The 25,783-nt window shown below is 58.4% G+C and carries 24 protein-coding genes and 1 pseudogene; 14 read left to right on the top strand and 11 right to left on the bottom strand.

Annotated features, from left to right (window positions below):
* Positions 1-166 precede the first annotated feature (166 nt).
* Positions 167-667 (top strand): hypothetical protein, encoded by a 501-nt coding sequence (locus tag ACA064_RS13620; RefSeq protein ID WP_497673809.1) that lies wholly within the window; start codon positions 167-169, stop codon positions 665-667.
* 237 nt (positions 668-904) lie between these two features.
* Here the strand turns inward: ACA064_RS13620 and ACA064_RS13615 are convergent, their stop codons facing one another.
* The 5 genes from ACA064_RS13615 to nirA all read right to left on the bottom strand — a co-directional run bounded on the left by ACA064_RS13615 (position 905) and on the right by nirA (position 5,600).
* Positions 905-1,051 carry a hypothetical protein gene (locus ACA064_RS13615; protein WP_497673808.1) on the bottom strand — a complete coding sequence of 49 codons (147 nt, stop codon included), beginning with the start codon at positions 1,049-1,051 and terminating at the stop codon, positions 905-907.
* A 159-nt stretch (positions 1,052-1,210) separates the two neighbouring features.
* Positions 1,211-1,825 carry a hypothetical protein gene (locus ACA064_RS13610; RefSeq protein WP_497673807.1) on the bottom strand — a complete coding sequence of 205 codons (615 nt, stop codon included), beginning with the start codon at positions 1,823-1,825 and terminating at the stop codon, positions 1,211-1,213.
* Complete coding sequence (locus ACA064_RS13605; RefSeq protein WP_497673806.1) at positions 1,822-3,294, bottom strand: PAAR domain-containing protein; 1,473 nt, start codon at positions 3,292-3,294, stop codon at positions 1,822-1,824. The genes ACA064_RS13610 and ACA064_RS13605 overlap by 4 nt, the downstream gene beginning before the upstream one ends.
* A gap of 141 nt (positions 3,295-3,435) precedes the next feature.
* The gene (locus ACA064_RS13600; RefSeq protein ID WP_497673805.1) at positions 3,436-3,930 is read right to left on the bottom strand and encodes a DUF934 domain-containing protein; all 495 of its coding nucleotides are present in this window, start codon (positions 3,928-3,930) and stop codon (positions 3,436-3,438) included.
* Positions 3,927-5,600 (bottom strand): nitrite reductase NirA, encoded by a 1,674-nt coding sequence (gene nirA / locus ACA064_RS13595; protein WP_497673804.1) that lies wholly within the window; start codon positions 5,598-5,600, stop codon positions 3,927-3,929. Before nirA ends, ACA064_RS13600 begins: the two co-directional genes overlap by 4 nt.
* Positions 5,601-5,868: 268 nt before the next feature.
* Between nirA and ccoN the strand changes: the two genes are divergently transcribed.
* Complete coding sequence (ccoN, locus tag ACA064_RS13590; RefSeq protein WP_497673803.1) at positions 5,869-7,296, top strand: cytochrome-c oxidase, cbb3-type subunit I; 1,428 nt, start codon at positions 5,869-5,871, stop codon at positions 7,294-7,296.
* Between the two features lie 14 nt (positions 7,297-7,310).
* Positions 7,311-7,535 (top strand): cbb3-type cytochrome c oxidase subunit 3, encoded by a 225-nt coding sequence (locus tag ACA064_RS13585; RefSeq protein WP_497673802.1) that lies wholly within the window; start codon positions 7,311-7,313, stop codon positions 7,533-7,535.
* Positions 7,536-7,642: 107 nt separating this feature from the next.
* On the opposite strand, the gene ACA064_RS13580 is transcribed toward ACA064_RS13585, so the two are convergent.
* Entirely contained in the window at positions 7,643-8,137 is a 495-nt protein-coding gene (locus tag ACA064_RS13580) for a hypothetical protein (protein WP_497673801.1), read from the bottom strand.
* Between the two features lie 222 nt (positions 8,138-8,359).
* Here ACA064_RS13580 and ACA064_RS13575 point away from each other — a divergent pair, with 222 nt between their 5' ends.
* On the top strand, positions 8,360-9,052 hold the full coding sequence (locus tag ACA064_RS13575) for an aspartate/glutamate racemase family protein (RefSeq protein WP_497673800.1): 693 nt from the start codon (positions 8,360-8,362) through the stop codon (positions 9,050-9,052).
* Position 9,053: 1 nt separating this feature from the next.
* Here the strand turns inward: ACA064_RS13575 and ACA064_RS13570 are convergent, their stop codons facing one another.
* The gene (locus tag ACA064_RS13570) at positions 9,054-9,575 is read right to left on the bottom strand and encodes a GNAT family N-acetyltransferase (protein WP_497673799.1); all 522 of its coding nucleotides are present in this window, start codon (positions 9,573-9,575) and stop codon (positions 9,054-9,056) included.
* Positions 9,576-9,864: 289 nt separating this feature from the next.
* Positions 9,865-10,305 (bottom strand): carboxymuconolactone decarboxylase family protein, encoded by a 441-nt coding sequence (locus ACA064_RS13565; protein WP_497673798.1) that lies wholly within the window; start codon positions 10,303-10,305, stop codon positions 9,865-9,867.
* A gap of 169 nt (positions 10,306-10,474) precedes the next feature.
* Between ACA064_RS13565 and pdxR the strand changes: the two genes are divergently transcribed.
* From pdxR to ACA064_RS13550, 3 genes are all read left to right on the top strand, one after another.
* Positions 10,475-11,908 (top strand): MocR-like pyridoxine biosynthesis transcription factor PdxR, encoded by a 1,434-nt coding sequence (pdxR, locus tag ACA064_RS13560; protein WP_497673797.1) that lies wholly within the window; start codon positions 10,475-10,477, stop codon positions 11,906-11,908.
* A 101-nt stretch (positions 11,909-12,009) separates the two neighbouring features.
* Positions 12,010-12,291, top strand: coding sequence for a putative quinol monooxygenase (locus ACA064_RS13555; protein WP_497673796.1), 282 nt, complete (start codon positions 12,010-12,012; stop codon positions 12,289-12,291).
* 48 nt (positions 12,292-12,339) lie between these two features.
* Complete coding sequence (locus ACA064_RS13550) at positions 12,340-12,750, top strand: cupin domain-containing protein (protein ID WP_497673795.1); 411 nt, start codon at positions 12,340-12,342, stop codon at positions 12,748-12,750.
* A 196-nt stretch (positions 12,751-12,946) separates the two neighbouring features.
* Here the strand turns inward: ACA064_RS13550 and ACA064_RS13545 are convergent, their stop codons facing one another.
* Positions 12,947-17,860, bottom strand: coding sequence for an NAD-glutamate dehydrogenase (locus ACA064_RS13545; protein WP_497673794.1), 4,914 nt, complete (start codon positions 17,858-17,860; stop codon positions 12,947-12,949).
* A 631-nt stretch (positions 17,861-18,491) separates the two neighbouring features.
* Positions 18,492-19,883, bottom strand: a complete 1,392-nt coding sequence (locus ACA064_RS13540; RefSeq protein WP_497673793.1) for a hypothetical protein — start codon at positions 19,881-19,883, stop codon at positions 18,492-18,494.
* 337 nt (positions 19,884-20,220) lie between these two features.
* Between ACA064_RS13540 and ACA064_RS13535 the strand changes: the two genes are divergently transcribed.
* The 4 genes and pseudogenes from ACA064_RS13535 (at position 20,221) to ACA064_RS13520 (ending at position 21,968) form a co-directional block, all read left to right on the top strand.
* On the top strand, positions 20,221-20,577 hold the full coding sequence (locus ACA064_RS13535) for a hypothetical protein (protein WP_497673792.1): 357 nt from the start codon (positions 20,221-20,223) through the stop codon (positions 20,575-20,577).
* 57 nt (positions 20,578-20,634) lie between these two features.
* Positions 20,635-20,808 (top strand): annotated as a pseudogene (locus tag ACA064_RS13530) (amidohydrolase family protein); the annotation flags it as partial.
* A gap of 28 nt (positions 20,809-20,836) precedes the next feature.
* Positions 20,837-21,118 (top strand): hypothetical protein, encoded by a 282-nt coding sequence (locus ACA064_RS13525; protein WP_497673791.1) that lies wholly within the window; start codon positions 20,837-20,839, stop codon positions 21,116-21,118.
* 283 nt (positions 21,119-21,401) lie between these two features.
* Positions 21,402-21,968: a 6TM ABC transporter family protein gene (locus tag ACA064_RS13520; protein WP_497673790.1), complete on the top strand. Its 567-nt coding sequence runs from the start codon at positions 21,402-21,404 to the stop codon at positions 21,966-21,968.
* A 133-nt stretch (positions 21,969-22,101) separates the two neighbouring features.
* Here the strand turns inward: ACA064_RS13520 and ACA064_RS13515 are convergent, their stop codons facing one another.
* On the bottom strand, positions 22,102-23,079 hold the full coding sequence (locus ACA064_RS13515; RefSeq protein WP_497669155.1) for an IS5 family transposase: 978 nt from the start codon (positions 23,077-23,079) through the stop codon (positions 22,102-22,104).
* A gap of 28 nt (positions 23,080-23,107) precedes the next feature.
* Here ACA064_RS13515 and ACA064_RS13510 point away from each other — a divergent pair, with 28 nt between their 5' ends.
* The 3 genes from ACA064_RS13510 to ACA064_RS13500 all read left to right on the top strand — a co-directional run bounded on the left by ACA064_RS13510 (position 23,108) and on the right by ACA064_RS13500 (position 25,783).
* The gene (locus ACA064_RS13510; protein WP_497673789.1) at positions 23,108-24,304 is read left to right on the top strand and encodes an ATP-binding cassette domain-containing protein; all 1,197 of its coding nucleotides are present in this window, start codon (positions 23,108-23,110) and stop codon (positions 24,302-24,304) included.
* 24 nt (positions 24,305-24,328) lie between these two features.
* The gene (locus ACA064_RS13505) at positions 24,329-24,469 is read left to right on the top strand and encodes a hypothetical protein (RefSeq protein WP_497673788.1); all 141 of its coding nucleotides are present in this window, start codon (positions 24,329-24,331) and stop codon (positions 24,467-24,469) included.
* A gap of 354 nt (positions 24,470-24,823) precedes the next feature.
* A complete protein-coding gene (locus ACA064_RS13500; RefSeq protein WP_150640839.1) occupies positions 24,824-25,783 on the top strand; it encodes an AAA family ATPase in 960 nt (319 codons plus the stop codon).

The raw sequence follows: 25,783 nt of genomic DNA, 5'->3' as shown, positions 1-25,783 counted from the left end.
TCCCACGGTGAACACTGTCTCCTGGAGCTGTAATTTTTTGATGATGGCCCAGCGCCATTAGTGATAAAGTGCACGCCGTCAAATCCAAGCCTGACAAAAAATAACAACGCGACCGCATGAAGCGGTCTCGGCCAATGACGGCACAGCATTTGACTCAAGGAAAACAATGAAAGCCCTTCGCAAAATGTTCACCGTTACTGCCCTTCTCTCCACGCTCCTGACTTCGGGTTGCGCCAGCATCGTCGGTGACAGTAAGTACCCGGTAAATGTCTCCAGCACACCCAGCGGCGCCAGCTTCAGCATCAAGAACAAAGACGGCATCGTGGTCCACAGTGGTTCCACCCCCAATAGCGTGACCCTGCCGTCGGGTCGCGGTTACTTCAAGGGCGAGGACTACACCATCACCTTCAAGAAGGACGGTTACGCCGACAGCACCGCGAAACTGGAATCCAGCATGAGCGGTTGGTATTGGGGCAATCTCGTGTTCGGCGGGCTGATCGGCATGTTGATCGTCGATCCCATGACCGGTGCCATGTACAAACTTCCGGAAGAAGCGAAGGCCAATCTCGGCAATCCACTTGCTGGCAAAGCACCGAAAGACCTGACCCTGCTGGAAATCGATCAGGTTCCGGAAAGCCTTCGCGCGGGGCTTGTACGAATTAACTGATTGCGCCAGGCACTTGTGGCGAGGGAGCTTGCTCCCGCTGGACGGCGAAGCCGTCCCAAAACCGGCCCCCACGTTTCAACAGACCGAACGCGTCAGCCGGATTGAGACTGCTTCACCCGAGTACGGATCAACTGCGCCACGGCCCTGAGCACGAAGGCCACGAAGGCGGGCATCGGACTTCGGCAATCGCCCCCAAAAATGCCCAGGAATGGCTGGATCGATGGCTGCACTGGAGCGCTAGCGCATGGCTTCCCAGGGCTCGCCGATTACCAGTGCGATTTTCGGCCCACTGGCGCAAAGGCGTATCGCCGTCAACACCAGCAGTGCGACAACGGCCAGCCCGATCCCGCCACGTTGCCCGCCGAGATGCGCGAGACCGTTCATCGCACGCCCCGGCCTGAGGCGATATCCAGAATCGCCTGTTCGATCCGCTGGCGATCAGGGTGCTGCCGCAGTTCATCAACCCTCGCCGCGGCCTTGACCATGAAGGCATGCGTTGATGAATATCGGACAGCTTGGCAATGGGGTCGTCAAAGCGCAGGGTCATGGCTTTACCCATGGCGGGGCAAGTGCCAGCGTGATGAGGTAGCGCTCCTCTGTGGGACGCTTATCGTCCTTGAAACGATTAACCACCAGCATCACTTGATACTGGTTGCCCGCTTGCCAATAAGTTTTGCCGCCTTTGTTCACGTCGCGCAATCGGGCACGCCATTGCGGCGTGTCGGCGAACGATGGAAAGTCGGCCCGGGTTGGTGTCCAGCCCCCATTGCGCCATTGCTCCTGCAAATCCAGCACGACCTTGAGCGTATCGTCGAGTAACAGCGGCTCGATTTGCGGGGACATGCGTACACCGTCGATTAACTCACCGCTATTGAAACTAACCGTGAAGAAACGGGCCAATGGGGTCACGAACCCGTATTGAGGGTCTGTGAAGCGAAGGCGGGCATCGGACTTGGGAATATTGAACCAAAAGTGCCCAGGAATGGCCGGGTCAATGGTAGCGCTGGAGCGCTGACGCATGGTCTCCCAAGGCTCGCCAATCACCAGCGCGATTTCCGGCTCACCGGCGCCAAGACGCACCGCCGCCAACAAAAGGAGTGCGACAACGGCCAGGCCGATCCCGCCACCTCGCCAGCCGAGATGCGCGAGCCAACTCATCGTACGCCCCGACCTGCGGCGATATCCTGAATCGCCTGTTCGATCCGGTGGCGATTGCCGTTTCGCAGCAGCTCGTCAAATTGCGCCGCCGCCCTGAGCACAAAGGCCATGCGCTGATGGATATCGGACAGGTCGGCCATGGGGTTGTTGCCAAAGCCAATAGTGCGTCCATCATCGACGCGGCGGCACTGGCTGGCCAGCGTCAATTCGATGGCTTCAGAGGCGCCGGACGGGAAGCCGATGACGTAGGAGACATGGTTACCGCGCAGCAACCATTCCAGTCCCCGGTGGTTATACATCGTCGGCTGCAGGATATTCCGCTGTTCGTGCGAGGCTAGATGCTCAACACTTTCGGCGATATTACCAACCTCAATGGCCTCGAAGGCTTGCAGGATTTCCTTGTAGTCATGACCGAACTTTAGCGTCTCCTGCTCGACCGGCCACAGCACCGGTTGCTGGTCATATCCATAGATGTTGCTACGTGAAGGCAGACAGGTTTCCAGCGCCCTCAACCCACGTTCTTGGTAAAAAACATGCAGCGGAAATATATCCAGAAACAGCGTGGTATTGCCCATGGCCAGCATCTCGTACACGTACTGGTACAGCTGCTGCACGGACGACAGCGATTTGTCGTCGCGCCTGAGGTCGATGCTCGGCACCGGGTTGTTGCGGTGGGCTTGCTCGTAGTCGCGTTGCTTTTGCTCGAAGTCCCGCAGTTTCGCCTGCCTGTCTCGCTCACTGCGGTTGAGCAAGCCAAAGAACCCTTTCCGGGCGCTATTCTTCAGGCGCTCTCCCGCCTCATATTCAGCCTGAATCTTATCGATCGAATCGGCGGCGTGCAGCAGGCCGCAACCGACCTGTTTCGAGGCAAAGGCTGCGAGGCCTGCCCATTGGAAGCGCTGATCCTCAAGCCACAACCCAGCGTAGGCGGCATTGATCGCGCGATTACGCGCCTTGGGGTCGGCGATCAGCGTGCCGCCCGGCGCCACGATGGCTTCGGCTCGTTGCTGGTACCCGCGCCAGAGGTTCTCGCAGATCAGCCCCGGCAGTTCGCTGAAGGTCGGTGTGCGCTGGCTCGGCGCCGGCGCAACACCGGAGGATCGCGGCCCGGTTGGCGAGGGACTTGTTGCAGCCGCAGCGGCGGGTTGAGCGGCGGCTCGGGCACGCGGCGCGGCGCCACCACCGTCGATCTCCTGACACCTGAGGGTCTGGTTGGCAATCAGCCGGGGCGGCGGGTCGCATTTGCAGCTGCAGAGGTCACCGTCCAGGGCGGCGTGGCGTCCATCCAGCAGGTCGACCAGGTGCGGGCCGTCGCAGACAATCTCTCCGGTGCTGTCGCATTCCGGGCAATAGACCTCATCGCCTTCGCGGGCCATGGCCAGACCATTGATCGTGCTGCACTGCCAGCCGGTGCGCACGGTACCGTCGACGGTGGTTTTAGCCCCGACGGTGATGTGATAACGCCTCATGCGGTCTATGTCCTTGTTTTATCTGCAGGGACGAACACGCTAGGTAAGGCGATGCGGGAGATAAATCAGACGTTTCTTTGTCTGGTGTAGGTCAATTCAGCAATCAGGCAGCCGATGGCCAGTGATTGGGGTCAAATGGTCTCACCGGCGCCTGAACAACGGCCGCGGTTCGATCACCGAGCGGCCGTACAACACGCTCATCCCGGCCAACCCCTTGAGCGCATCCTCTGCGGACTTGTCTTCGCGCACCGCAAAAGCATCGAAACCGCATTGGCGCATGTGGCTGAGCTGGTCGCGCAGGACATCGCCAACCGCCCGCAACTCACCCTGCCAGCCGAAGCGCGTACGCAGCAGATAAGCCTGGCTGTAGGCGCGTCCGTCGCGAAAGCTTGGGAAATCCAGGGCAATCAGCGGCAACAGATTCAACCACGGCTTGAGGCTTTCCACTTCGTCGTCCGGGCCTAACCAGACCGCGTCCCGGGCTGGGGCGTGGTCGATTCGGCGGCTCAGCCATAGCCCCAGCGGCAGGATCAGCGGTCCCTCGGGCAGGTCGGCGTCCACTTCCCTGACCAGGGTCCAGGCATCGTCGTTGACCACCAGTGGCACACCCTCTTGCAAACGCAGCAGATTGTTCATGCCGACACCTCCAGCAACTTCGGATAAACCTCTTCCTTGAACGGCTCCAGGCCGATGCGTTGCAAGGTGTCGACGAACAGTTCTTCACTCTCGCGGTAACGGACAAAGGTGGCGATGATGCGCTCGATCACCTCCGGCACCTCGGCAGCGCTGAACGATGGGCCGATGACCTTTCCCAATGCGCTGTTCTTGCCCTGGGAACCGCCGAGGGTGATCTGGTACCACTCGCTGCCGTTTTTATCGACGCCAAGGATGCCGATATTGCCGATGTGATGATGGCCGCAGGCATTCATGCAGCCGGAGATGTTCAGGCTGATTTCCCCCAGGTCGTGCAGGTAATCCAGATCGTCGAAACTCGCCTGGATCGCCTGGGCGATGGGGATCGACTTGGCGTTGGCCAGGGCGCAGAAGTCACCGCCGGGGCAAGCGATGATGTCGGTCAGCAAGCCGATATTGGCGCAGCCCAGGCCCTGTTCACTGGCCAGGCACCAGAGCGCATGGAGGTCGGCCTTGGGCACATCCGGCAGGACGATGTTCTGTTCATGGGCGATGCGGATTTCGCCAAAGCCGAACTGCTCGGACCAGTCGGCAACGGCTTCCATTTGTTCCGCGGTGACGTCGCCCGGTGGAGAGCTGATGCCAGGTTTGGTCGACAACACCACACTGCTGTAGCCCGGTATTTTATGCGGCTGTACGTTGCGCGAAACCCAGCGGGCGAACGCCGGGTTTTCGCTCAGACGGGTGCCGAAGTCCAGATCGGCATCTGCCAGGCTGCGATAAGCCGGTGGCACGAAAGCACTGGCCACACGCTCGTACTCGAGGTCGGTCAACTGTGCCGGCCCGTCCTTGAGGTATTGCCACTCCTCTTCGACTTCCCTGGCAAAAGCTTCAATGCCCAGAGCCTTGACCAGAATCTTGATCCGCGCCTTGTACTTGTTGTCCCGCCGACCATGGCGGTTGTAGACCCGCAACACGGCCTCGACATAGGACAGCAGGTGCTGCCAGGGCAAGCCTTGGCGAATCTGCAAACCGAGGATCGGTGTGCGCCCCAGACCACCACCGACTATCACTCGCAACAGCATTTGGCCGCTGGTGTCGCGGTAAAGGTAAAGACCGATGTCATGCATCATGATCGCCGCCCGATCCTGTTCCGCCGAACAGATGGCGATCTTGAATTTACGCGGCAGGAAGAGAAATTCCGGGTTGACGGTAGACCACTGCCGCAGAATCTCCGCCAGGGGCCGCGGGTCCAGCAACTCATCGGCGGCGACCCCGGCAAAGGCTTCGGTGGTGATGTTGCGCACGCAGTTGCCGGAGGTCTGGATCGCGTGCATTTCCACTTCGGCCAGGCGTTCGAGGATCTCCGGCACCTGGGCCAGTTCGATCCAGTTGAACTGCATGTTCTGCCGGGTAGTGAAGTGACCGTAGCCGCGATCGTAATCCCGGGCGACGCTCGCCAAAGTACGCATCTGCCGGGCGCCGAGGGTGCCGTAAGGGATCGCGACCCGCAGCATGTAGGCGTGTTTTTGCATGTACAGGCCGTTCTGCAGACGCAGCGGGAGGAATTCTTCCTCGCTCAACTCACCGCCCATGAAACGCTCGACCTGATCGCGAAACTGCGCGACCCGCTCAAAGACCAGGGCACGGTCATAGTCATCGTAGTGGTACATGTCGCTACCTCATCATCAGGGCTGACCGCGCTCTATCGGCTGGTTCCGGGAAGGCGACTATGCACCTGCGGCTCAGCACCTTACAGATTCAGGTAATGACAAAAAAACCATATCAGCGCCCGTCCGAGCGCTACTGGCTGGCCATTTAATCTGATCCGCATTAATGCAGTTTTTCTGAGTCTGTTTTGTTTCTCCCATGCTTTCTACAGTTCACAGCATGCCAGACCGGGTGGCCTGGCAAGACTTTGCAACCGTGGAAGAATTGACCATGAGCACAGCAGCAATCGGACAGGCCTATAACTACAAGGTGGTCCGCCAATTCGTCGTGGCAACAGTGGTATGGGGCATTATCGGCATGGCGATGGGCGTGTGGATCGCCTCGCAATTGGTCTGGCCGCAAATGAACCTGGACCTGCCGGGGACCACCTTCGGTCGCCTGCGTCCGCTGCACACCAGCCTGGTGATTTTCGGCTTTGCCGGCAGCGCCCAATTCGCCGCAAGTTACTACGCGGTGCAGCGCACCTGCCAGGTGCGCTTGTACTCCGACAAACTGGCGGCCTTCACCTTCTGGGGCTGGCAGTCGGTGATCACGATCATGCTGATCACCCTGCCGCTGGGCTACACCACTACCAAGGAATACGCCGAGATCGAATTCTCCGGCGCGGTGTGGATGACGGTGGTCTGGGTCGCCTACGCGATTGTGTTCTTCACCACCGTGGTGCAGCGCAAGACCAAGCATATCTATGTGGGCAACTGGTTCTTCGGCGCGTTCATCGTGGTGATCGCCATGCTGCACGTGGTCAACCACCTGTCGATCCCGGTGGACTGGTTCAAGTCCTATCCGGTGTATTCCGGCGCCACTGACGCCATGGTCCAGTGGTGGTACGGGCACAACGCAGTGGGTTTCTTCCTGACCACCGGTTTCCTCGGAATGATGTATTACTTCGTGCCGAAACAGGCCGGACGGCCGGTGTACTCCTACCGTTTGTCGATCGTGCACTTCTGGGCGCTGATCACCCTGTACATCTGGGCCGGCCCGCACCACTTGCACTACACCGCACTGCCGGACTGGGCGCAGTCCCTGGGCATGGCGATGTCCTTGATCCTGCTGGCACCGAGCTGGGGCGGCATGATCAACGGCATGATGACCCTCTCCGGGAGCTGGCATAAATTGCGCACCGACCCGATCCTGCGTTTTCTGGTGCTGTCCCTGGCGTTCTACGGCATGTCGACCTTCGAAGGGCCGATGATGGCCATCAAGACGGTCAATGCCCTCTCCCACTACACCGACTGGACCATCGGCCACGTGCATGCCGGCGCCCTGGGTTGGGTGGCGATGATCACCTTCGGTTCGCTGTACCACATGATCCCGAAAATCTTCGGCCGCGAGCAGATGCACAGCATCGCGCTGATCAACCTGCACTTCTGGCTGGCGACCATCGGCACCGTACTGTACATCGCCTCGTTGTGGGTCAACGGTATCACCCAGGGTCTGATGTGGCGGGCGATCAACGACGACGGCACCCTCACCTACTCCTTCGTCGAGGCCTTGCAAGCCAGCCATCCAGGCTTTGTGGTGCGCTTTGCCGGTGGCGTTATCTTCCTCGGTGGCATGCTGCTGATGGCCTACAACACCTGGCGCACGGTGCGGGTTTCGGACGTCGAGATGGCCGGGCGCGAAGCGCAGATTGCTTAGGCAAGGAGCTTGGGATGATCGAAATCGCACTGGATGTACTGGGCGTGGTGTGCCTGTATCTGTCGGTGGAGTATTGCTTGAGCAATCAGTCGACCGAGAGCCTCGACGATGCGAGCCTGATCCCGTTTGCCGACGACCCGGAGGTGGCGCGCCGGGTGGAATCGGCGACGGGCAAGAGCATCAGGGCGGTGGCACCTGAGGTGGTGAAGGATGGTTGGGGGAATGTGGAAATCTTGTAGGAGCGAGCTTGCTCGCGATGGACGTTAACGATAACGCGTGCTTTCTGAATAAACGCGCCGTCCTTGAGTCCTTCGCGAGCAAGCTCGCTCCTACATTACCGGGTGACTTACCCACGCTCGCGCGGAATCAGGCTCTGCAATTGCTGCGCCAGGAAATCCGCATCAAAAGCAAAGGTATCCGGGTCTTTCAGACCGTTGGTCTTGCGCCACTGCCAGTCGGTCGACGGCGGTTGGCACACCAGCGAGATGCTGCCATAACGGGCGGCCGTCAGGCCCATCACCGCCAGTGAGATCAAACCGCCAGCACCCATGACGTCGGGCACGAATTCCACCGGTTTACCGGCGATCTGAATCGTCAGTTTCTCGGTTCTGAAAGGTGAGGTTTCGACGACCACGCTCGGGCCGGAAGCGACATAAGCCTCGCGGCTCACTTCGAGCAGGTTCGGACTTTTCACTGGTTCCAGCCACTGTTCGATCTGATCGAACAGTTTGCCGATCCGTACCGCCCAATCGGCCGATTGGGTCTCGAACACCTGTTTCTTATGCGCTTCGCTTTCTGCGTAGTGGCGAAGCATCTCGCCCAGTTGCTTTACGTCGTCCATCGCGATGTTCCTTGGGTGAAGCATGACTGCAAGGTATTGATCATGGCAGATGCCGGCCAGCCGCGTATGACTAAAACCCGTTGGGTCTATGACCCGCCAGCGCAGGGTCTCAACCGAGGATGGAAATGATCGGCAATCACGGGCACTGTAGGCGGTCCACGGAGAATGTTTCCCTTCAGGACATTTTCCTCGATATAGAGTTGCCATCAACAGGAGAACAGCATGCGCACCATCGGCCTGATCGGCGGTATGAGCTGGGAGTCCAGCGCCGAGTATTACCGGATCATCAACCAGCTGGTGCGCGATCGCCTGGGACCGTTGCGGTCGGCGAAACTATTGATGTACAGCGTCGACTTCGGGCCCATCGAACAGGCCCAACATGCCGGACGCTGGGACGATGCGGCGCTGATTCTGGTGGACGCAGCCCAACGACTCGAAGCCGGCGGCGCCGAATGCGTGGTGCTCTGTACCAATACCATGCATTTGGTGGCCGAGCAGATTCAAGCGGCGATATCGGTACCTTTTTTGCACATTGCCGACCCCGCCGGACAAGCCGCAGTGGATGCCGGCGCCATGACCGTCGGCCTGCTCGGTACCGCGTTCACCATGGAGCAGGACTTTCTCAAGCAGCGCCTCGCCGCCCAAGGTTTGAACGTGTTGGTGCCCGAGGCCGCCGAGCGCGACGCCGTGCACCGGATCATTTACGACGAATTGTGTGTCGGGGTGATCAGTGACCGCTCGCGGGAAACCTACCAGCGGATCATCGAATCCCTGGCCGCACGCGGCGCCCAGGCAATCATCCTCGGTTGCACTGAAATCAGTCTGCTGATCAAACCCGAACACAGCCTGCTGCCACTGCTCGACACCACCGAGCTGCATGCCCGGGCCGCGGTGGCGTTTGCCTTGGGCGACTGACTCAGGAGCTCGAGCGCGTGCGCCGCAGGCGCGCCATGCTCAGTGCGTCGACCAGGCTGCCGTCACGAATGGCGTAGTCACGCAGCAGGCCTTCGGTGTCGAAGCCGAACTTGCGGTAGAGCCCGATGGCAGCTTCGTTGTCGGCGTATACCGACAGTTCGACCCGTTGCAAATTCATCCAGTTGTCGGCCACTTCCAGCGCCGCAGCGAGCAGTTTCGAGCCAATGCCCTTGCCTTGCCAGGCCACCGCGACTGCCATGCCGATATTGCCGCAATGGCTTCGGCGGATCCGCGAAAACTGCTCCAGGCCGCAATTGCCGATCACCGCGCCTTGATGCACGGCCACCAACTGCAACAGCCGCTCGTTCTCCGGGGCAATGCGTTTGCGCCAGACTTCGCTGGTCTGAAACGGCATTTGCAGCACCTGGCGGGCCACTGCCGGATCGTTGTAGAGCGTAGTGATGCCGTCGACGTGGGCTTCGCTGAAGCGTTCGATGGTAATGGTGGGATCGGTGACGGGCATGGTGGTTCGTCCTTGAAACTTCGAATGGACCGCCGAGTGTAGAACTGAATGCAGGGTGTGGCGAGAGGCCTCGGCTTGGGCGAGTCCATTCAATTACATGGCATTCGCCTACACCTGCGAAATTTGCGGACGTACGTGGTCGGCGTAGGAGCTGCCGCAGGCTGCGATCTTTTAGCGATTTGAAGACCGTCGAAGATCAAGATCAAAAGATCGCAGCCTGCGGCAGCTCCTACAGGGATCGCGTTGTACCTGAGCGAGCTTGCTCGCGATGGCGTCGGCTCAGTCACCATCAATCACTTGGCTGCTGCCGAAACCCCACCGCCAACCGATTCCAGCAATTGATAGTGGCCACCGCCACGGTCAGGTCGACCATCTCGCGCTCGCTGAACTCGGCCCGCAGCGCCGTGTATAGCTCGTCCGGTACATTGGAAGTCGACAGCAAGGTCACCGACTCACTCCAGGCCAGCGCGGCCTTTTCCCGTGCATTGAAAAACGGCGAGTCGCGCCACACGCTGATGGCGTACAAACGGCGCTCGGTTTCGCCCTGACGGCGGGCTTCGACGGAATGCATGTCGGTGCAGAACGAACATTGATTGAGCTGCGAGACACGAATCTTGATCAGCTCCAGCAACGGCTTTTCAATCGACAGACCAAAAGTCGCCGCCTCGAGCATGAGAATCCCCTTGAGGGCTTGCGGCGAGGCCGTGTAGTAATCCAGACGGGGTTCCATGGGCGTGACCTGTGGCTGACGTTCATTGACTCAAAGCCTACGACCCGAGGCGCCAACGCCCTATAGCCAATTGCCGGTTTTTTGCCGAGACCACCCAAACGCCGCGACCTACAACAAAAGCCTTGTTGCGAGTAACCTTGCACACGACCGACCGCCTTCAGGACTGCCCATGGAACTTCATGTCGTCATCAACGGCCGCAAGGACCTGGCCGAGCAGCTGTACCAGCAACTGCGCGGCGCCATCGAATCCGGCCGTCTTGCCGCCGGTGCCCAGCTGCCGCCCAGCCGCCTGCTGGCCGAGCAACTGGGGGTCTCGCGCAAGACAGTCTCCGACACCTACGCGCTGCTGACCTATGAAAACTTGCTGATCGGCAAGATCGGCCGTGGCACCTTCGTCAACGCGCGCGCCGCCAAGGCCGAGCGCAAGCAAAGTGCCGCGGACCTGGCCTGCGCGCAGAGCCTGGACAAGTGGCAGAATCTGCCGGCGACCCTGCGCCATCCCACCTTGGAAGGCACCCTGCGTTGCGAGTTCATCGGCGGCGCGACCACCCGCAATCAGTTCCCCCCGGAAGAATGGCGGCGCTGCACTCAGGATGCGCTACGCCGGATCGCCTTGAGCGCCGGCTTCTACAGCCAGCCCGAAGGCCTCCCAGCCTTGCGCAGCGCCATTGCCGGGCATATTGCGTTTTCCCGTGGAGTGGCCTGTCATGACGATGACATCGTGGTCTGCAACGGTGCGCAACAAGCCTTGGATCTGATCGCCCGGGTGGTGATCGAACCGGGCAGCCTCGTCGCGATGGAAGACCCCGGCTACACCCCGGCGCGGCTGTTGTTCACCGCCCAGGGTGCGACGGTAGTCGGGGTACCGGTAGACGCCGAAGGCATCCAGGTCGAGCTGATTCCCGACGGCACGCGACTGATCTACGTCACTCCATCGCACCAGTTCCCCCTCGGCATGCCGATGAGCCCGGCGCGGCGTGAAGCCTTGCTGGAACGGGCCCGAGCGCTCGGCGCGATAGTGATCGAAGACGACTACGACTGCGAATTCCGCTATGAGGGGCGGCCCACCGATTCCCTGCAAAGCATGGACACCCGTGGCGTGGTCGCCTACGTCGGGACCTTCTCGAAAACCCTGCTGCCGGAGTTGCGGCTCGGGTATGGGGTGTTGCCGCCGGCGATCCGCAGCGCGGTGATCAGGGCCAAGCAATTGACCGACTGCCACACCTCTACCCTGTCGCAATGGGCGCTGGCCAAGTTCATTTCCGAGGGTTATCTGCTCAAGCACATCCGCCGTTGCCATACGGTTTACGCCAGTCGCCGGGAGCACATTCTCAAGCGCCTGAATGGCGATCTTGCGCCCTGGTTCGAGGTCGTGCCGTCGATTGCCGGCTTCCACATGGCAGCGCTGTGCAAGGTGGCGGTGGACATCCCGTTGCTGATCGAGCTGGCGAAAAAAGTCGAAGTCGGGCTTTACCCCCTGGACGGCTTCTTCCACGACATGCCGGCCAAAAGCGGGCTGTTCATCGGTTTCGGGGCGATCGAGACCCTGGACATCGACCCGGCGCTGGACAAGGTCCGGGATATTCTCAAACAGATCGCCTGATTGGCTCAGTGGTTTTCCCGCTAATTGGATATTGGTGTTGAAAGAGTGCAGCCCTACTCTTCTCATCACGAACTCCCAAGCCAGCAACAGGAGAACTCGCCATGCACAGCAGTGCGATCAATACCGTCCGGATCCAGGCCGTCCAGGGCCGTTCAGATGAGCTTGGCCTGCACTTGGCGCGAATTGCCGAGGCGGTCCGTGAAGTCCCGGGCTGCCTCGACTACAGCGTGCAGCCATGCCCGGTCATTGCGGGCCGGTGGATCGTCAGCGGCCACTGGCAGTCCCGCCAATCCATGGAATCGCACTTCGCGCTGCCGGCGCTGCAAGGGTTTATCGATCTGATCGACAACGGTGTGGCCAGCCGTCTGGATTTCAATCACTGACTGTTCTTTCCCGATAATCACGCCTCCAACCACGCAAAGGTACCCCTCATGAACTTCGCGACTTCGATCTTCGCCGGTCTGGCGATGCTGGCCTCCCTCAATGCCTTCGCCCACGACCCGGTCTACGGCAAGGAAAAAATCAATATCCTGCAGGAACATGAACTGACCAACGCACCGGGCCAGAAAGCCATGATGCTCACCGTCGATTACGCCCCGGGCCAGGCCAGCGTGCCGCATATGCACCAGGGCTCGGCGATGGCCTATGTGCTGGAGGGTGAGGTCACCTCCCAGGTCAACGATGAAAAGGCGATCACCTACAAGGCCGGCGAATCCTGGTACGAAGCGGCCGGTTCCCGGCATCCGGTATCGGCCAACGCCAGCGCCACCAAACCGGCGAAGTTGCTGGTGTTCATATTGAAGGGTGAGAAGGATGAAGTGCTGACGCCATTGGAGAAGTAATCGCGGTGTATCCATTAAAAGATCGCAGCCTGCGGCAGCTACAGGATTTGTATACATTCGCAGTATCATGGGTGTGCGCGGTCGGTGTAGGAGCTGCCGCAGGCTGCGATCTTTCCGGCACCCCACCCAATCCAAACCATAGCAACAAAAAAAACCCCGCATCTTTCGATGCGGGGTTTTTTCATTCAGCACTCAATCAGGCAGTGGCAGCAACCGCCGTTTGACCGCTCTTCTCCCGGTCCGGCGTGGCAGCAACCACCGCTTGACCACTTAACGCCAGGTCCAGCAATTCGCGGTTGGCCACCGCATACATGGCGTAGTCAGTGCCGCTGGCGGCACGGATTTCCACCAGCATGGCGCGCCAGCGTTCGATCATGCCGTCGTGCAGCTCCATCCACAGCGCCAGGCGTGTTTCCACATCCTGGGTGCCGTCGCCCATTTGCAGAACCGAGATGGTGATCGCCCGCTGTTGCCAGTCGACGTCATCGCGGAACGCTTCACGAGCCAGCGCCTGCCAGTTGTTTTCCACCGGCAGCGCACTGATCTGTTGCAGGTACCAGGTAATGTCCAGCGCACTACCAACGGCGAAGTAGGCCTTGGCCACGTCCGCCGGGTTCTGACCGGTAACGTCCGAGGCTTCGATGACCGGCAGCAGGGTGTACAGGTGAGTCGTACCTGCAACCATGCGCGCCAGCAACTCCGGTACGCCGGCGGCGACATACGCCTGATACCGGGTCTGCCAGCCTTCGCGGGTCGGGCCTTCCAGCAGTTCGTCGAGCTTGAGACCCAACGCCGCCAGGTGCGGACCGAAGTGCGCGACGTCACGGGCAGCGTTCTGCTCGTTGCGACGGCTGCGCAGGAACCAGCGGGTCGCCCGACGGCCCAGACGCATCAGCTCATCCATCAGCTCCAGTTGTACGTCGGCCGAAACCTGGTAGTCCAGGGCTTCGATCTGACGGAACCAGTGCGGGAGGTGGAAGATGTCACGCACGATTACATAAGCACCGGCAACGTTCGCCGGGCTCATGCCAGTCGACTCTTTCAGGCGCTGGACGAAGGTGATGCCCATGTGGTTGACCAGATCGTTGGCGATCTGGGTGCTGACGATCTCGCGTTTCAGACGGTGACGACGCATGGCTTCGGCGAACTTGCTGACCAGGGTCGGCGGGAACGCGGTTTCCATGTCGCGGGTCAGGTACGCGTCATCCGGCACCTGGGAGTTGAGCAGCGCTTCCTTGAGATCGATCTTGCTGTAGGAGATCAATACCGACAGCTCGGCACGGGTCAGGCCATGGCCAGCCGCGATGCGCTCGTTGAGTTGCTCTTCCAGTGGCAGGAATTCGATGGCGCGATCCAGCTTGCCGCGGCCTTCGAGGTCGTTCATCAGACGCTTGTATTCGGCGATCCGCACGTAGGCACGGCGGGCCGCCAGGGACAGCGCCTGGGTCTGCTTGTAATTGTTACCGAGCACCAGGCTGCCGACTTCATCGGTCATGCTGCCGAGCAACTGGTTACGTTGCTTCTCGGTCATGTCGCCCGCCTGCACCACTTCGTTGAGCAGGATCTTGATGTTCACTTCGTGGTCGGAGCAGTCCACGCCACCGGCGTTGTCGATGAAGTCGGTGTTGGAACCGCCGCCATTGAGGCCGAATTCGACACGACCCAGTTGGGTCATGCCGAGGTTACCGCCCTCGCCCACCACCTTGCAGCGCAGCTCGTTGCCGTTGACGCGCAGTGCGTCGTTGGCCTTGTCGCCGACATCGGTGTGGCTTTCGGTGCTGGCCTTGACGTAAGTGCCGATGCCGCCGTTCCACAACAGATCCACCGGTGCCTTGAGCAAGGCGTTGAGCAGTTCGGTCGGGGTCAGCTTGTCGGCCTGGATGTCGAAGCGCTCTTGCATCTGCGGGGAAATCGCGATGCTTTTCGCGCTACGGGAGAAGATCCCGCCGCCTTCGGACATGATGCTGGTGTCGTAGTCGGACCAGGCCGAACGCGGCAGGTCGAACAGGCGCTGACGCTCGGCGAAGCTATTGGCAGGCTCCGGGTTCGGGTCGATGAAGATGTGCAGGTGGTTGAAGGCCGCGACCAGTTGCAGCTTGTCCGACATCAGCAAGCCGTTACCGAACACGTCACCGGCCATGTCGCCGACGCCGACTACCGTGATGCTGTCTTGCTGGACGTTGATCCCGCGTTCACGGAAATGGCGTTGTACGCCGACCCACGCGCCCTTGGCGGTGATGCCCATTTTCTTGTGGTCATAACCGGCCGAGCCGCCGGAAGCAAAGGCGTCACCGAGCCAGAAACCGTAGTCGATGGCAATGCCGTTGGCGATGTCGGAGAAGGTCGCAGTGCCCTTGTCCGCTGCCACCACCAGGTACGGGTCATCGTTGTCGTGACGAACCACGTTGGCCGGAGGCACCAGAGCGCCGTCTTTCAGGTTGTCGGTGATGTCCAGCAGGCCGGAAATGAAGATCCGGTAGCAGGCGATGCCTTCGGCCTGGATTTCATCGCGACCGCCACCCAGCGGCAGACGACGCGGCAGGAAGCCGCCCTTGGCGCCGACCGGGACGATCACCGAGTTTTTCACTTGCTGGGCTTTTACCAGGCCCAGCACTTCGGTGCGGTAATCCTCTTCACGATCGGACCAGCGCAGGCCACCACGCGCCACGTTACCGAAGCGCAGGTGCACGCCTTCGACCCGTGGCGAGTACACGAAGATTTCGAACTTCGGTACCGGCTTGGGCAGCTCTGGAATCAGGTGCGGGTTGAACTTGAAGCTGAAATAGGACTTGTTCTGACCGTTGGCGTCGGTCTGGTAGAAGTTGGTCCGCAGGGTGGCCTTGATCAGGTCCAGGTAGCGACGCAGGATGCGGTCTTCGTTCAGTACCTGAACGTCGTCCAGCGCGGAAAGGATCGCGTGTTCCAGGCGCAGTTGCTTGTCGTCGAGGTCGTCGCTGGTCAGTTTGCGGGCCAGGTAGAAACGGGTCTTGAACAACCGGGTCAGCTCGCGAGCGATGTCGGTGTGGTTGTTCAGGGTGCTGGCGATGTAGCCAAGGTCGAAGCCCAGGCGAATCTGCTTCAGGTAACGGGCATAGGCACGCAGCAGCGCCACGTCGCGCCATGGCAGGCCAGCGGTCAGGACCAGACGGTTGAACCCGTCGTTCTCGGCCTCGCCACGCACGATATGGACGAAAGCGTCCTGCAGTGTGTCGTTGAGTTGCTGGATGTCGAGGTTCAGGCCTTCGGCGGCGGTGAACGCGAAGTCATGGATCCAGAACTCGCGGCCATGGACCTGGCGCAGGCGATACGGGAACTCTCCGAGCACGCGCAGACCGAGGTTTTCCAGGATCGGCAGGACGTCGGACAGTGCCAGCGGGGTATCGGCGTGATACAGCTTGCAGTGCAGCTCACGCTGACCAGAAACCTGACCGAGTGGCTGATAGAAGCTCATCACCAGCGGGTTGGTTTCGTTCAGGCTCAGCAAGTGCTGCATGTCGACCACGGCCGAATGCGCAGCGAAACGCTCGCGGTAACCAGCCGGGAAACCTTTCGGGAAGTCCGCCAGCACGTTGGTGCCGTGGGCTTCGCCGAAGCTTTCGATCACCAGGCTCGCGTAGTCGTCCTGCCAGCTGCGGCAGGCCTGCACCACTTCTTTTTCCAGCAACAGCGGGTCGATGTCCAGGCGGTTCTTCGGGTCGACCCGCAGAATCAGCTGTACACGAGCCAGCACGGACTCGGAGAAGAAGGTCCAGAACTCGCAATCGGAGGCTTTCAGGCGATCCATCAGCACTTGCTGGATCTTCTGCCGCACTTCGGTGGAGTAGATGTCGCGCGGCACATAGGCCAGGCAGTAGCAAAAGCGGCCGTACGGGTCCTTGCGCAGGAACACGCGAATCTTGTTGCGTTCCTGGATCTGCACGATCGACATAACGGTGGTGAACAGCTCGTCGACCGGAGTCTGGAACAGATCGTCACGGGGCAGTACTTCGAGCACCTGCGCCAGTTCCTTGCCCAGGTGAGCCTTGGGCTGGAAGCCGGAACGCTGTTCGATGACCTCGACCTTGCGGCGGATGTAAGGAATGACCCGCACGCTTTCGCCATACACCGACGAGGTGTACAAGCCCATGAAGCGGCATTCCTTGGTGACGTTGCCGTTTGCGTCGATCTGGCGGATCGACACGTAATCCGGGTAAGCCGGACGGTGTACACGGCTTGGATGTGCGGCCTTGGCGAACGACAGCGGTGTCGGCTCGCGCAGGTAGTTGACCGCGTAGTCTTCGATGCGCAGATCGTCGACAGTCAGGCCGGCGCGCAGCAGTTTGGTCAGGCCGAGGAAAGAACTCTGGTCATATTCGATATGACCGCCATTCTGGTCATCACAGACCACGAACTCTTCGTAACCGAGGAAGGTGAAGTGGTTGCCCACCAGCCACTCGAGGAAAGTCTTGATCTCGTGCTTTTCGTCGGCATCGATAGCGAACTGGCTATTGTCGATGCCTTCGATCAGTTCCTGGACCTTGGCTTTCATCGGTTCGAAATCGGTGACCGCGACGCGGACTTCACCGAGAACCTGCTCCAGTTCCTTGCTCAGGACATTCAGTTCGGCCGTATTGGCGCAACGGTCGATTTCCAGGTACATCAGGGACTCTTGCAGAATCCCCTCGCCCTGGGTGCCCTTGGGCAGGATTTCCAGCAGCTCGTTCTTGCTGCCGCGACGCACGCTCAGCACAGTGGTCTGCAGGGTGTGGATGCTGTAGCCGCGACGGTTCAGCTCGGTGCGTACCGAGTCCACCAGGAACGGCAGGTCATGGTGCAGCACTTCGACCGCGGTGTGGGTCGACTGCCAGCCGTGACGTTCGTAATCGGGGTTGTAGACGCGCACTTGCGGTTGCGCGTGATCGAAGCGCTCAAGTAGGCGCCACGCAGAAAGAGTACAGCCGGCGAGGTCGGACAACCGACGCTGGGTCAGCTCGTCCAGGGAAATGATGCCGAAGAATTGTTCAGCGAACAGCGCCACTTGTGGCAGTGCCTGTTCATTGATGTGCTGCGCCAGTGCCGCTTGCAGTTGGTGATGGAAGTCGGCTTTGCTGGCTGCGGTGAAGAACGACATCTGTAGTACTCCGCTTGGGCTTGTTATTGATGGAAGCGTCGCGTGCAAACCCCTTTCGGGGCAATCCGTCACCCTGTTCCTGATTCTCGGGCAGAGGAAACAGGATGACAGGTGGGTGAAGCTGGACGAGACACTCAGGTCACATTCACCTTCTTCGATGGGCATCTGCAAAAACGACTGTCGAACAGATCGACAATGCCTTTACAGGTATCCATCAGTTGCGCAGCTTAACGAGTGCGGCAAGGCCCGTGCTTGCGATGCTGCGACATATTCGGTCATCGGCACGTACCTCGCGTGCCGCGCATCGAACAACACTAGCAGTCGCGGAGGAAAACAGAGGTTTTATGGGGCGAATCCGCGCGCAGTGGTGTCGAAAATGACTGGCAGCCGACCAATTGTTCACAGCTGAGATCAATACGCGAGCTCAGGCCCATGACCGATTAGCAGACCACGGGCTAATGTAGGAGCGAGCTTGCTCGCGATGGACGTTAACGATAACGCGTGTTTTCTGAATAAACGCGCCGCTCTCGAGTCCATCGCGAGCAAGCTCGCTCCTACAATTTGGGCCCTGGGCGCTCCCTCGAGGTGGACGGTTGGCGATCGAGCCTGCCCGGGGCCAGGCTCGAAGCTGTCAATCATCATGAATTGCCTGAAATTTGCTCACGGTCGAACAGTCATAGCAGAGCATCTGCACCGAGACCTTATCCATCTTGACCTCGATATTGCTGGAGCCACACTCGCGGCAGAACAGATGCATGGGCTCAGCGAGGTCCGAGCCATAAGCAGCAGCGGAAAAAAACCGCGGCACCAACTCATCGCGCCAATAGATCCCGGGGGACTTGGAAAATCCTGCCCCGCTGTCCTTGAGTACCAGGTCATACAACAACCGATGCAACGCGGATTGCGGGACACGGGAATCCCGATAGGCGCCCTTCCTCCAATGTCTGGTCAGCGCGTCTTGCGCCGTACCCAGCATATTGTTTGGAATGGTATTGGCGGCATGGAATCGGCCTTTGGACTTACCAGTGGCATAAAAATGCGCAGCGTTTTTTACAGCCAGCCTGGCGAAATAGTAAATCTCACTCACGGAAAAATCCTGGAGCAACTGACCTACGACTGACTCAGCCCGGGCCTCTGCGTTAAAGATAAAATCAACTTCAGCGGCCAGCACGTGAATGTACTGAATAGACTCTTGCCTAGCCAAATCGAATATCAGGGAATACAGTTCACTTTTCCAGGCGGGTTGAATCACCCCGACCAACTCTTCATACAGCGCCAGATAAAGCGATTGACGCGAACTTCGCTCGGAATCCGAAAGGGTCACATTCGTCAGCCAACGCACTTTTGAATAGTCAAGGATTTTATAACCGGCTGCCGGATCAAACGCCTTGATATCCGAATCCGGATCCACCCTCAGCACACCGACCTTGTGAAGGCGCTTGAGAACCTCCTCCGAAGCCGCGTCACTGGGCGCCAGTCGTTCCGCTCTGGCGGCGGAATCGAGAGCCTCGAGCGGCTCGCTGCCAACCGACTTCCTTACATCAAGCATCGCCAGCAGCGACAATTTCTGAACGAAGCCGAGGCTGTCGTAGGGCACCGGCGGGCAAGGCGTTCCATACCTTTTCTTCAGTTCGTCGCGGTTCATCTGCGCTTGTGCTGCAAGCTTCCCTTGCAAGGCCTTGTAACACTCCACACAAGTACATGTGGTACGACGGCCGTAGTAATACCCGGCGGAAAAAACCTGATGCTCGCAGCGCAAGCATTTGAAGGGCGGCGCCGAGGTCGCGCTCGTGCCTTTCGCTCGTCGCTTGGTCCACATGGGGACATCGCAGTAAGGACACAGCAGGTCTTTACTGATAATGGGAGGTAACACTTTGAGCAAAGCCCGAGGCTCGATGGCGATATTGTATTCGGCAAGCAGATCGGCATTTTTCTCCCCTGCCAGATAACGCTCGTATAACGTTTCAATATCGGCTTCGCAAAGGTGTTTTATCTCCGGTGCCCACGTAAAATATTGTTCCATGAAAACCCGCTCCATACCGTCGAATCAGTCAAATACCACCTTAAATAAAATGAACACTACACATCAAAAAAACAATAACAAATTTGACAAAAACTCTTTTTTTCTTACGACCTTACTGCCCCCTACAACACCCTCGGAAACACCCTAAAACAATTGAGTAAAATGCCTTCAGCAATATCCTACACAATCATTTATCCATTGTTTTTTCTCTCGATATCAGCGGCTACGTAAATAGAAGGTTTGACGATTCATGAACGCAAGCCAGCAGAAAATCCTTCGGGCTGGCAGAATTGCACTTTGTCAGCCTTCACCGCGCTCAAACGCCAGGAACCTTCCCATGCAACTGACCACCGCCCACCTGATCGCCAACCCTTGCGATGACGAAGAAGACAACATGGCCATGCTCTGCTGCCACAGCGACAAGGGCGAGATGTTCCTGATGACCCGCTACCCGGACGAGGATGAAGTCGAGATCACCCTCGACGGCGAGCCTTCGACCCTGGATGGCTTGAAAGTCACTCTCAGCGCCGAGCGCCTGTTGATCGAAATCGGCGCCGCCGATGCCGATGCCCTGAATGGCGACGACCATCTGGAAATCCACCACGGCACCGCGGCGTCGGACCTGCCCGAAGTTGAAGAGACCCTGCAAAACATCCTCAAAGGCACTGGCATCTATATCAGCCAGCTTGCCTGAGCCCTCGACCGACGGAGCCCGCCATGCCCTCGCGCATTTTTCGGCGCCCATTGCCACATCATCGACCCCGACTATGCGCTGATCCCAAACCACGGCTACCTGCCCGAGTCGTTCAGCGTCGATGACTACCTGGCTCAGACCAGGCCACTTGGCATCGGGGGCGGCGCGGTGGTATCCGGGTCGTTCCAGGGCTTTGACCAAAGCTATCTGATTGCCGCCCTCAACCGACTAGATTCCCAGCGCCAACCCGCAGGTGTTGATGTTTGGCACTGATCTGCCGTCGACGCGAGCGCCGAGGGCGCTTGAAGTAGCGGACATTCAGTTGCTGATTGAGGCGCCGGGTGAAACCGGAGCCGAAATGGCGCTCGGGGCAATGCGCAAAAATTTTATGGCTTTGCCGCTTCGGCGCCCACAAGAGCACCATTCTTTCCCCCATGCAAAAAATATTTCAATTACACAAATCACCCTCCACAAATGCCGAAAAAACCCTTTCGCCTTTGGAATCTTTAATGCCGGGCGACTGATTTCGAGCCCAAATTAAAAACACTCACCTATGTATCACTCATTGTTAAACATGCTAACGGACTGATTCAGCAATAGAACTGCAAACCAATAAACGCCAAAGCAATAATCAAGATCTTACTCCTACGTCTCAGTAGGATTTTACCTACATCGATATAGGATGGATTCGCACCCCGCCGAATTGAACATGGTGAGTCGAACTGCTATCAATCCCGTGGTCCCTCAACACGTACTTCTCAGCGATTCAGCAATCATTGCCACAGCCACCTAAAAAAACTCACTCGCTAGCGAAGTAATTGGCCATGAGAAGATTTCTGACAAAAGCATGCGCTAAACACAAGCCACTTTTAGCCACAACGATTACATCAGTTATTGCGTTAAAAATTTTAACGATGGGGCCTCCCCTGATACTGGGCAAAATTGTTGACAACCTTACTTCCAGCAACATGATCGGCCTCACGTCATTAATAGTGCTGACCGGAGGATTTATTCTCGTCAGCTGTCTGCAGGCCGCCATCACTCCCCTTCAGATATTTTGTCTATCCAGGCTAGTCCAAAGGGTCATCATGGATGCGTCCATCGAGTGGACTGGAGCACTCATGCGCAAGGAGTTCCAACACTTCAGCTCATTACGAATCGGGCAGTTCATCAAATCAGTAGAACGAGGTATTACTGCGCACGAGCAATTATTGAGCTTCTTTGTAACAGTAGGCCTTCCAGTCTGCCTTGAATTCATTGTGATTGGCGGGGTGTTTTTTTATATGGGCGGCGCTGAAGTGTTCATCGCTATGGTGTTGGCCGGGAGCCTGTATCTGCTTGCGACTCATCGAATCATCAAATGGCGCAGAAAACACCTAGGGAAGGTCTGAAGTACCCACCGATTTTTGATGCCCTCTCTGTGAGAGGTTCAAAAAACGCTGATTCGGTCGAAAATCGGACCTTTCCACTCTTTAATTCATGATTTTTCCTCTAATCGCGCTGTTTCAGGGCGATTAGCCCGCATTACAGGCGCACCTCTCCTGCATTCAACAATCGTTTTCGCACCATCCACAGGTTCGACAAGGCGAACAACGTCGTCTGCTGAGCGATGTTTTTCGCCAGACCACGAAAGCGCACTTTCGTATAGCCAAACTGGCGCTTGATCACTCGAAACGGATGCTCAACCTTGGCTCTGACTTGCGCTTTCGCATACTCAATCCCGCGTAGCACGCTACCGATCACCGTGTCTTTGCCATGCTCTTTGTACGAACTGGGCCGGGCAGAAATCGACCAAATCATCTTGCGATCCTGATGTTCTGGGCGTTTCTGCACCCCGGTGTAACCGGCATCGCCACAGACGTGAACTTCTTCTCCGTGAAGCAATTGATCCACTTGTGTCACGTCCGCCACGTTGGCGGGAGTACCGACAACGCTATGAACCAAGCCCGAATCCGCATCAACGCCAATGTGGGATTTCATTCCAAAATAGTACTGATTTCCTTTCTTGGTCTGATGCATCTCGGGGTCGCGTTTCTTGTCTTTATTCTTGGTTGAGCTGGGTGCATGAATGATCGTCGCATCCACGATCGTTCCGTGACGCAACATCAATCCACGGTCACCCAGATAACCGTTGATAACCTGCAAAATCCCACCCGCCAGCTCATGTTTCTCCAGCAAGCGGCGGAAGTTGAGAATCGTGGTTTCGTCAGGAATTCGATCCAGATGCAGCCCTGCAAACTGGCGCAGGATCGTCGTTTCATACAGCGATTCTTCCATCGCCGGATCGCTGTAGCCGAACCAGTTCTGCATCAGATGAACCCGCAACATGGCCAGCAACGGATACGCCGGACGACCACCTTCACCCTTCGGATAATGCGGTTCGATCAAGGCAATCAAACCCTTCCAGGGCACGACTTGATCCATCTCGATCAGGAAGCGCTCGCGGCGGGTCTGCTTACGTTTACCGGCATACTCGGCATCGGCGAAGGACATCTGTTTCATCGGGGCTCAACCGTTCGATTCGTGTGAGATGGGTATTTCACCAGAGATGGAAGTCTTTTTCAGAGTTTCCCTAGACACTGTAAACGAGCAAGAGGATGAGCTAAGCGCGGTTTTATTCAGCACGCTACAGGCTGGCAAATCGATAAAGCTGGAAAACGCTCAGGAAAGCGCAACTCGACCGCTGAATCAGGCCTTCACGCGTTACGCCAATGCGGCTATCACGGTTGCAAGCTCGGCTGGAATGTTGAATGCGGCAAAAATCCTGTTCATCAGCCTTTCTACCGGTGCATTGTTGAGTTGGGGAGTAATGGACCAGCTGTCCGGCCAGCCCAGCATCAGCGTCGGCGAATTGGTCGCCATTTTCTCTATTGCGGGCAGCTTCCTGTTAAACATATCTGGATTATCGGAGGCATACCGGGTATTTGACCAGTTTTTAGCCGACCAACGTAGGCTGCAACACCTCCTTTCACTGCCTGATTTTGATGCCCCTCAACGGCAAACGAACATCTCATCCGGTGGAAAATCGACACTAACGCTAACGCCTTGCTCGATCACAGACAATCAGATGGAACGCGTCTCCATAAAGCAGGATGTGATCATTCACCAAGGAGAATCCATAGCCATCACAGGCCCAAGTGGAGCAGGAAAGTCGACCCTGCTGGAAGCCCTCGCCGGAGTTTACGATTGCGTACGCGGCCAGTTGGAACTCGATGGAATCGAGGTTTCCCGGTTGAGTGCCGAAGCGCATCTTGCCGCATTGCGTTACTGCCCTCAAATGCCGGTATTCCTGGAAGGTAACTTCAATCAGTCCGTTTTGTTTGGTCAGCCACCTTCGCAGAACCTTCAAGAGTCGATACGCCTCCTGCAGTTGGGCAATGTCGTAAGAAATCGAACCATTGCCGAAGGCGCATCCAATATTTCTGGCGGCGAAGCCAAGCGCTTGTCTCTGCTACGCCTGATCAACAAACCTGGACTTTTTAATTTTTTTGATGAGCCCAGCTCCTCCATAGAACCCAAACTTGCTACCCCTGTCTGGGATTTGCTATTTACCCATTTCGCTGGGCGCGGCCTGATCTGCGTTACCCATGATGTTGAACACCTTTCGCGCTTTGATCGTGTGATCGTCATGCAGAACGGTGCGATCGTAGATGAAGGCACATGGGCTGATTTGACCACTAGACCCTCCCTCACACCGCTCATAAAAGAAATGCAGGAGATCCGATAGTACGGTGCTACACCAAGGCGTTTGGTGTTTGGCAGCGAGCTGCCGTCGACCCGAGCAGCGTTTGAGGCGGCGGGTATTCAGTTGCTGATTGAGGCGCTGGGTGAAGCCGGAGCCGAAATGGCGCTCTGGGACAATGCGCAAGAATTTTATGGTTTCGGTGGCTGACATACCGCTTCGCGAGCAAGCTCACTCCTGGGGAGATGCCTACACCCGATCAATCACGGTGACACACGGTCGGCGGAGCTGGCGCAGCCTGCGATCTTCAGGCGGTTTCGGGGATGCCGAAGAGCAAGATCAAAAGATCGCAGCCTGCGGCAGCTCCTACAACGATGGCGCCCGCAAGAGCACCAACTCCCTTCCCCCCAGGCAAAAAAACCTTCAATTACAGAAATCCCCGCACAAATGCCGAAAAACCCCAGATCGCCGTTAGTCGCCACCCCCTGCTATGGATTAAAGTAACGCCCCCAGCCCTGGCGTTATTCGAACGTCTTTGCTCACCCTCTCCAGGAACAGTCATCGATGGAACATCGTGAAGCGCTGCTTGCGCTGCGAACCTTTCTTTCAACGCAGATTCTCGGCCAGGAAAAACTCATCGAGCGCTTGCTCATTGCCCTGCTCGCCGACGGTCACATGCTGGTCGAAGGGGCCCCCGGCCTGGCGAAGACCAAGGCCATCAAAGAGCTCGCCGAAGGCATCGAAGCGCAGTTCCATCGAATTCAGTTCACCCCTGACCTGCTCCCCGCCGACATCACCGGCACCGAGATCTATCGCCCGGAAACCGGCAGCTTCGTGTTCCAGCAAGGGCCGATTTTCCACAACCTGGTGCTGGCCGACGAGATCAACCGCGCCCCGGCCAAGGTCCAGTCGGCCTTGCTCGAGGCCATGGGCGAACGCCAGGTCAGCGTCGGTCGCAGCACCTACGAGCTGTCCCCGCTGTTTCTGGTGATGGCGACCCAGAACCCCATCGAGCAGGAAGGCACCTATCCACTGCCCGAAGCTCAGCTCGACCGCTTTCTGATGCACGTCAAGATCGGTTTCCCGGACGCCGCCGTCGAGCGGCGCATTCTGCAGCAGGCGCGCGGCGAAGCCCTGCATGGCGAGACCAAACCCGAGCGCCGCGTCAGCCAGCAGGCGATCTTCGCCGCGCGCAAGGAAATCCTCGGTTTGTACATGGCCGATGCCGTGGAGGAATACCTCGTGCAACTGGTCATGGCCACCCGCACCCCGGCCAAATTCGACCCGGAGATGGCCGAGTGGATCGCCTATGGTGCCAGCCCGCGCGGCTCGATTGCCCTCGATCGTTGCGCCCGGGCCCACGCCTGGCTGGCCGGCCGCGACTTCGTCAGCCCGGAGGACATCCAGGCGGTGCTGTTTGACGTGTTGCGTCACCGCATCATTCTGTCCTTCGAAGCCGAAGCCGCGGGCATCGATCAGGACCGGGTGGTCCAGCGGATTCTCGACGTCGTAGCCGTCGCTTGA

The organism is Pseudomonas sp. LBUM1658, assembly GCF_059716055.1.
Note: the sequence above shows the minus strand (reverse complement) of the source record. Positions and strands in the feature narration are given on the sequence as shown.

What these genes read in the sequence shown, in the direction of transcription:
- ACA064_RS13555 (WP_497673796.1), top strand. Translation starts at nt 12,010, where the DNA reads ATGCACAGCAGTGCGATCAATACCGTCCGGATCCAGGCCGTCCAGGGC.
- ACA064_RS13570 (WP_497673799.1), bottom strand. Translation starts at nt 9,575, where the DNA reads ATGCCCGTCACCGATCCCACCATTACCATCGAACGCTTCAGCGAAGCC.
- ACA064_RS13545 (WP_497673794.1), bottom strand. Translation starts at nt 17,860, where the DNA reads ATGTCGTTCTTCACCGCAGCCAGCAAAGCCGACTTCCATCACCAACTG.
- ACA064_RS13565 (WP_497673798.1), bottom strand. Translation starts at nt 10,305, where the DNA reads ATGGAACCCCGTCTGGATTACTACACGGCCTCGCCGCAAGCCCTCAAG.
- ACA064_RS13620 (WP_497673809.1), top strand. Translation starts at nt 167, where the DNA reads ATGAAAGCCCTTCGCAAAATGTTCACCGTTACTGCCCTTCTCTCCACG.
- nirA (WP_497673804.1), bottom strand. Translation starts at nt 5,600, where the DNA reads ATGTACCACTACGATGACTATGACCGTGCCCTGGTCTTTGAGCGGGTC.
- ACA064_RS13575 (WP_497673800.1), top strand. Translation starts at nt 8,360, where the DNA reads ATGCGCACCATCGGCCTGATCGGCGGTATGAGCTGGGAGTCCAGCGCC.
- ACA064_RS13580 (WP_497673801.1), bottom strand. Translation starts at nt 8,137, where the DNA reads ATGGACGACGTAAAGCAACTGGGCGAGATGCTTCGCCACTACGCAGAA.
- ACA064_RS13585 (WP_497673802.1), top strand. Translation starts at nt 7,311, where the DNA reads ATGATCGAAATCGCACTGGATGTACTGGGCGTGGTGTGCCTGTATCTG.
- ACA064_RS13605 (WP_497673806.1), bottom strand. Translation starts at nt 3,294, where the DNA reads ATGAGGCGTTATCACATCACCGTCGGGGCTAAAACCACCGTCGACGGT.
- pdxR (WP_497673797.1), top strand. Translation starts at nt 10,475, where the DNA reads ATGGAACTTCATGTCGTCATCAACGGCCGCAAGGACCTGGCCGAGCAG.
- ACA064_RS13510 (WP_497673789.1), top strand. Translation starts at nt 23,108, where the DNA reads ATGGGTATTTCACCAGAGATGGAAGTCTTTTTCAGAGTTTCCCTAGAC.
- ACA064_RS13515 (WP_497669155.1), bottom strand. Translation starts at nt 23,079, where the DNA reads ATGAAACAGATGTCCTTCGCCGATGCCGAGTATGCCGGTAAACGTAAG.
- ACA064_RS13550 (WP_497673795.1), top strand. Translation starts at nt 12,340, where the DNA reads ATGAACTTCGCGACTTCGATCTTCGCCGGTCTGGCGATGCTGGCCTCC.
- ACA064_RS13615 (WP_497673808.1), bottom strand. Translation starts at nt 1,051, where the DNA reads ATGAACGGTCTCGCGCATCTCGGCGGGCAACGTGGCGGGATCGGGCTG.
- ACA064_RS13525 (WP_497673791.1), top strand. Translation starts at nt 20,837, where the DNA reads ATGTTTGGCACTGATCTGCCGTCGACGCGAGCGCCGAGGGCGCTTGAA.
- ACA064_RS13520 (WP_497673790.1), top strand. Translation starts at nt 21,402, where the DNA reads ATGAGAAGATTTCTGACAAAAGCATGCGCTAAACACAAGCCACTTTTA.
- ccoN (WP_497673803.1), top strand. Translation starts at nt 5,869, where the DNA reads ATGAGCACAGCAGCAATCGGACAGGCCTATAACTACAAGGTGGTCCGC.
- ACA064_RS13500 (WP_150640839.1), top strand. Translation starts at nt 24,824, where the DNA reads ATGGAACATCGTGAAGCGCTGCTTGCGCTGCGAACCTTTCTTTCAACG.
- ACA064_RS13600 (WP_497673805.1), bottom strand. Translation starts at nt 3,930, where the DNA reads ATGAACAATCTGCTGCGTTTGCAAGAGGGTGTGCCACTGGTGGTCAAC.
- ACA064_RS13535 (WP_497673792.1), top strand. Translation starts at nt 20,221, where the DNA reads ATGCAACTGACCACCGCCCACCTGATCGCCAACCCTTGCGATGACGAA.
- ACA064_RS13610 (WP_497673807.1), bottom strand. Translation starts at nt 1,825, where the DNA reads ATGAGTTGGCTCGCGCATCTCGGCTGGCGAGGTGGCGGGATCGGCCTG.
- ACA064_RS13540 (WP_497673793.1), bottom strand. Translation starts at nt 19,883, where the DNA reads ATGGAACAATATTTTACGTGGGCACCGGAGATAAAACACCTTTGCGAA.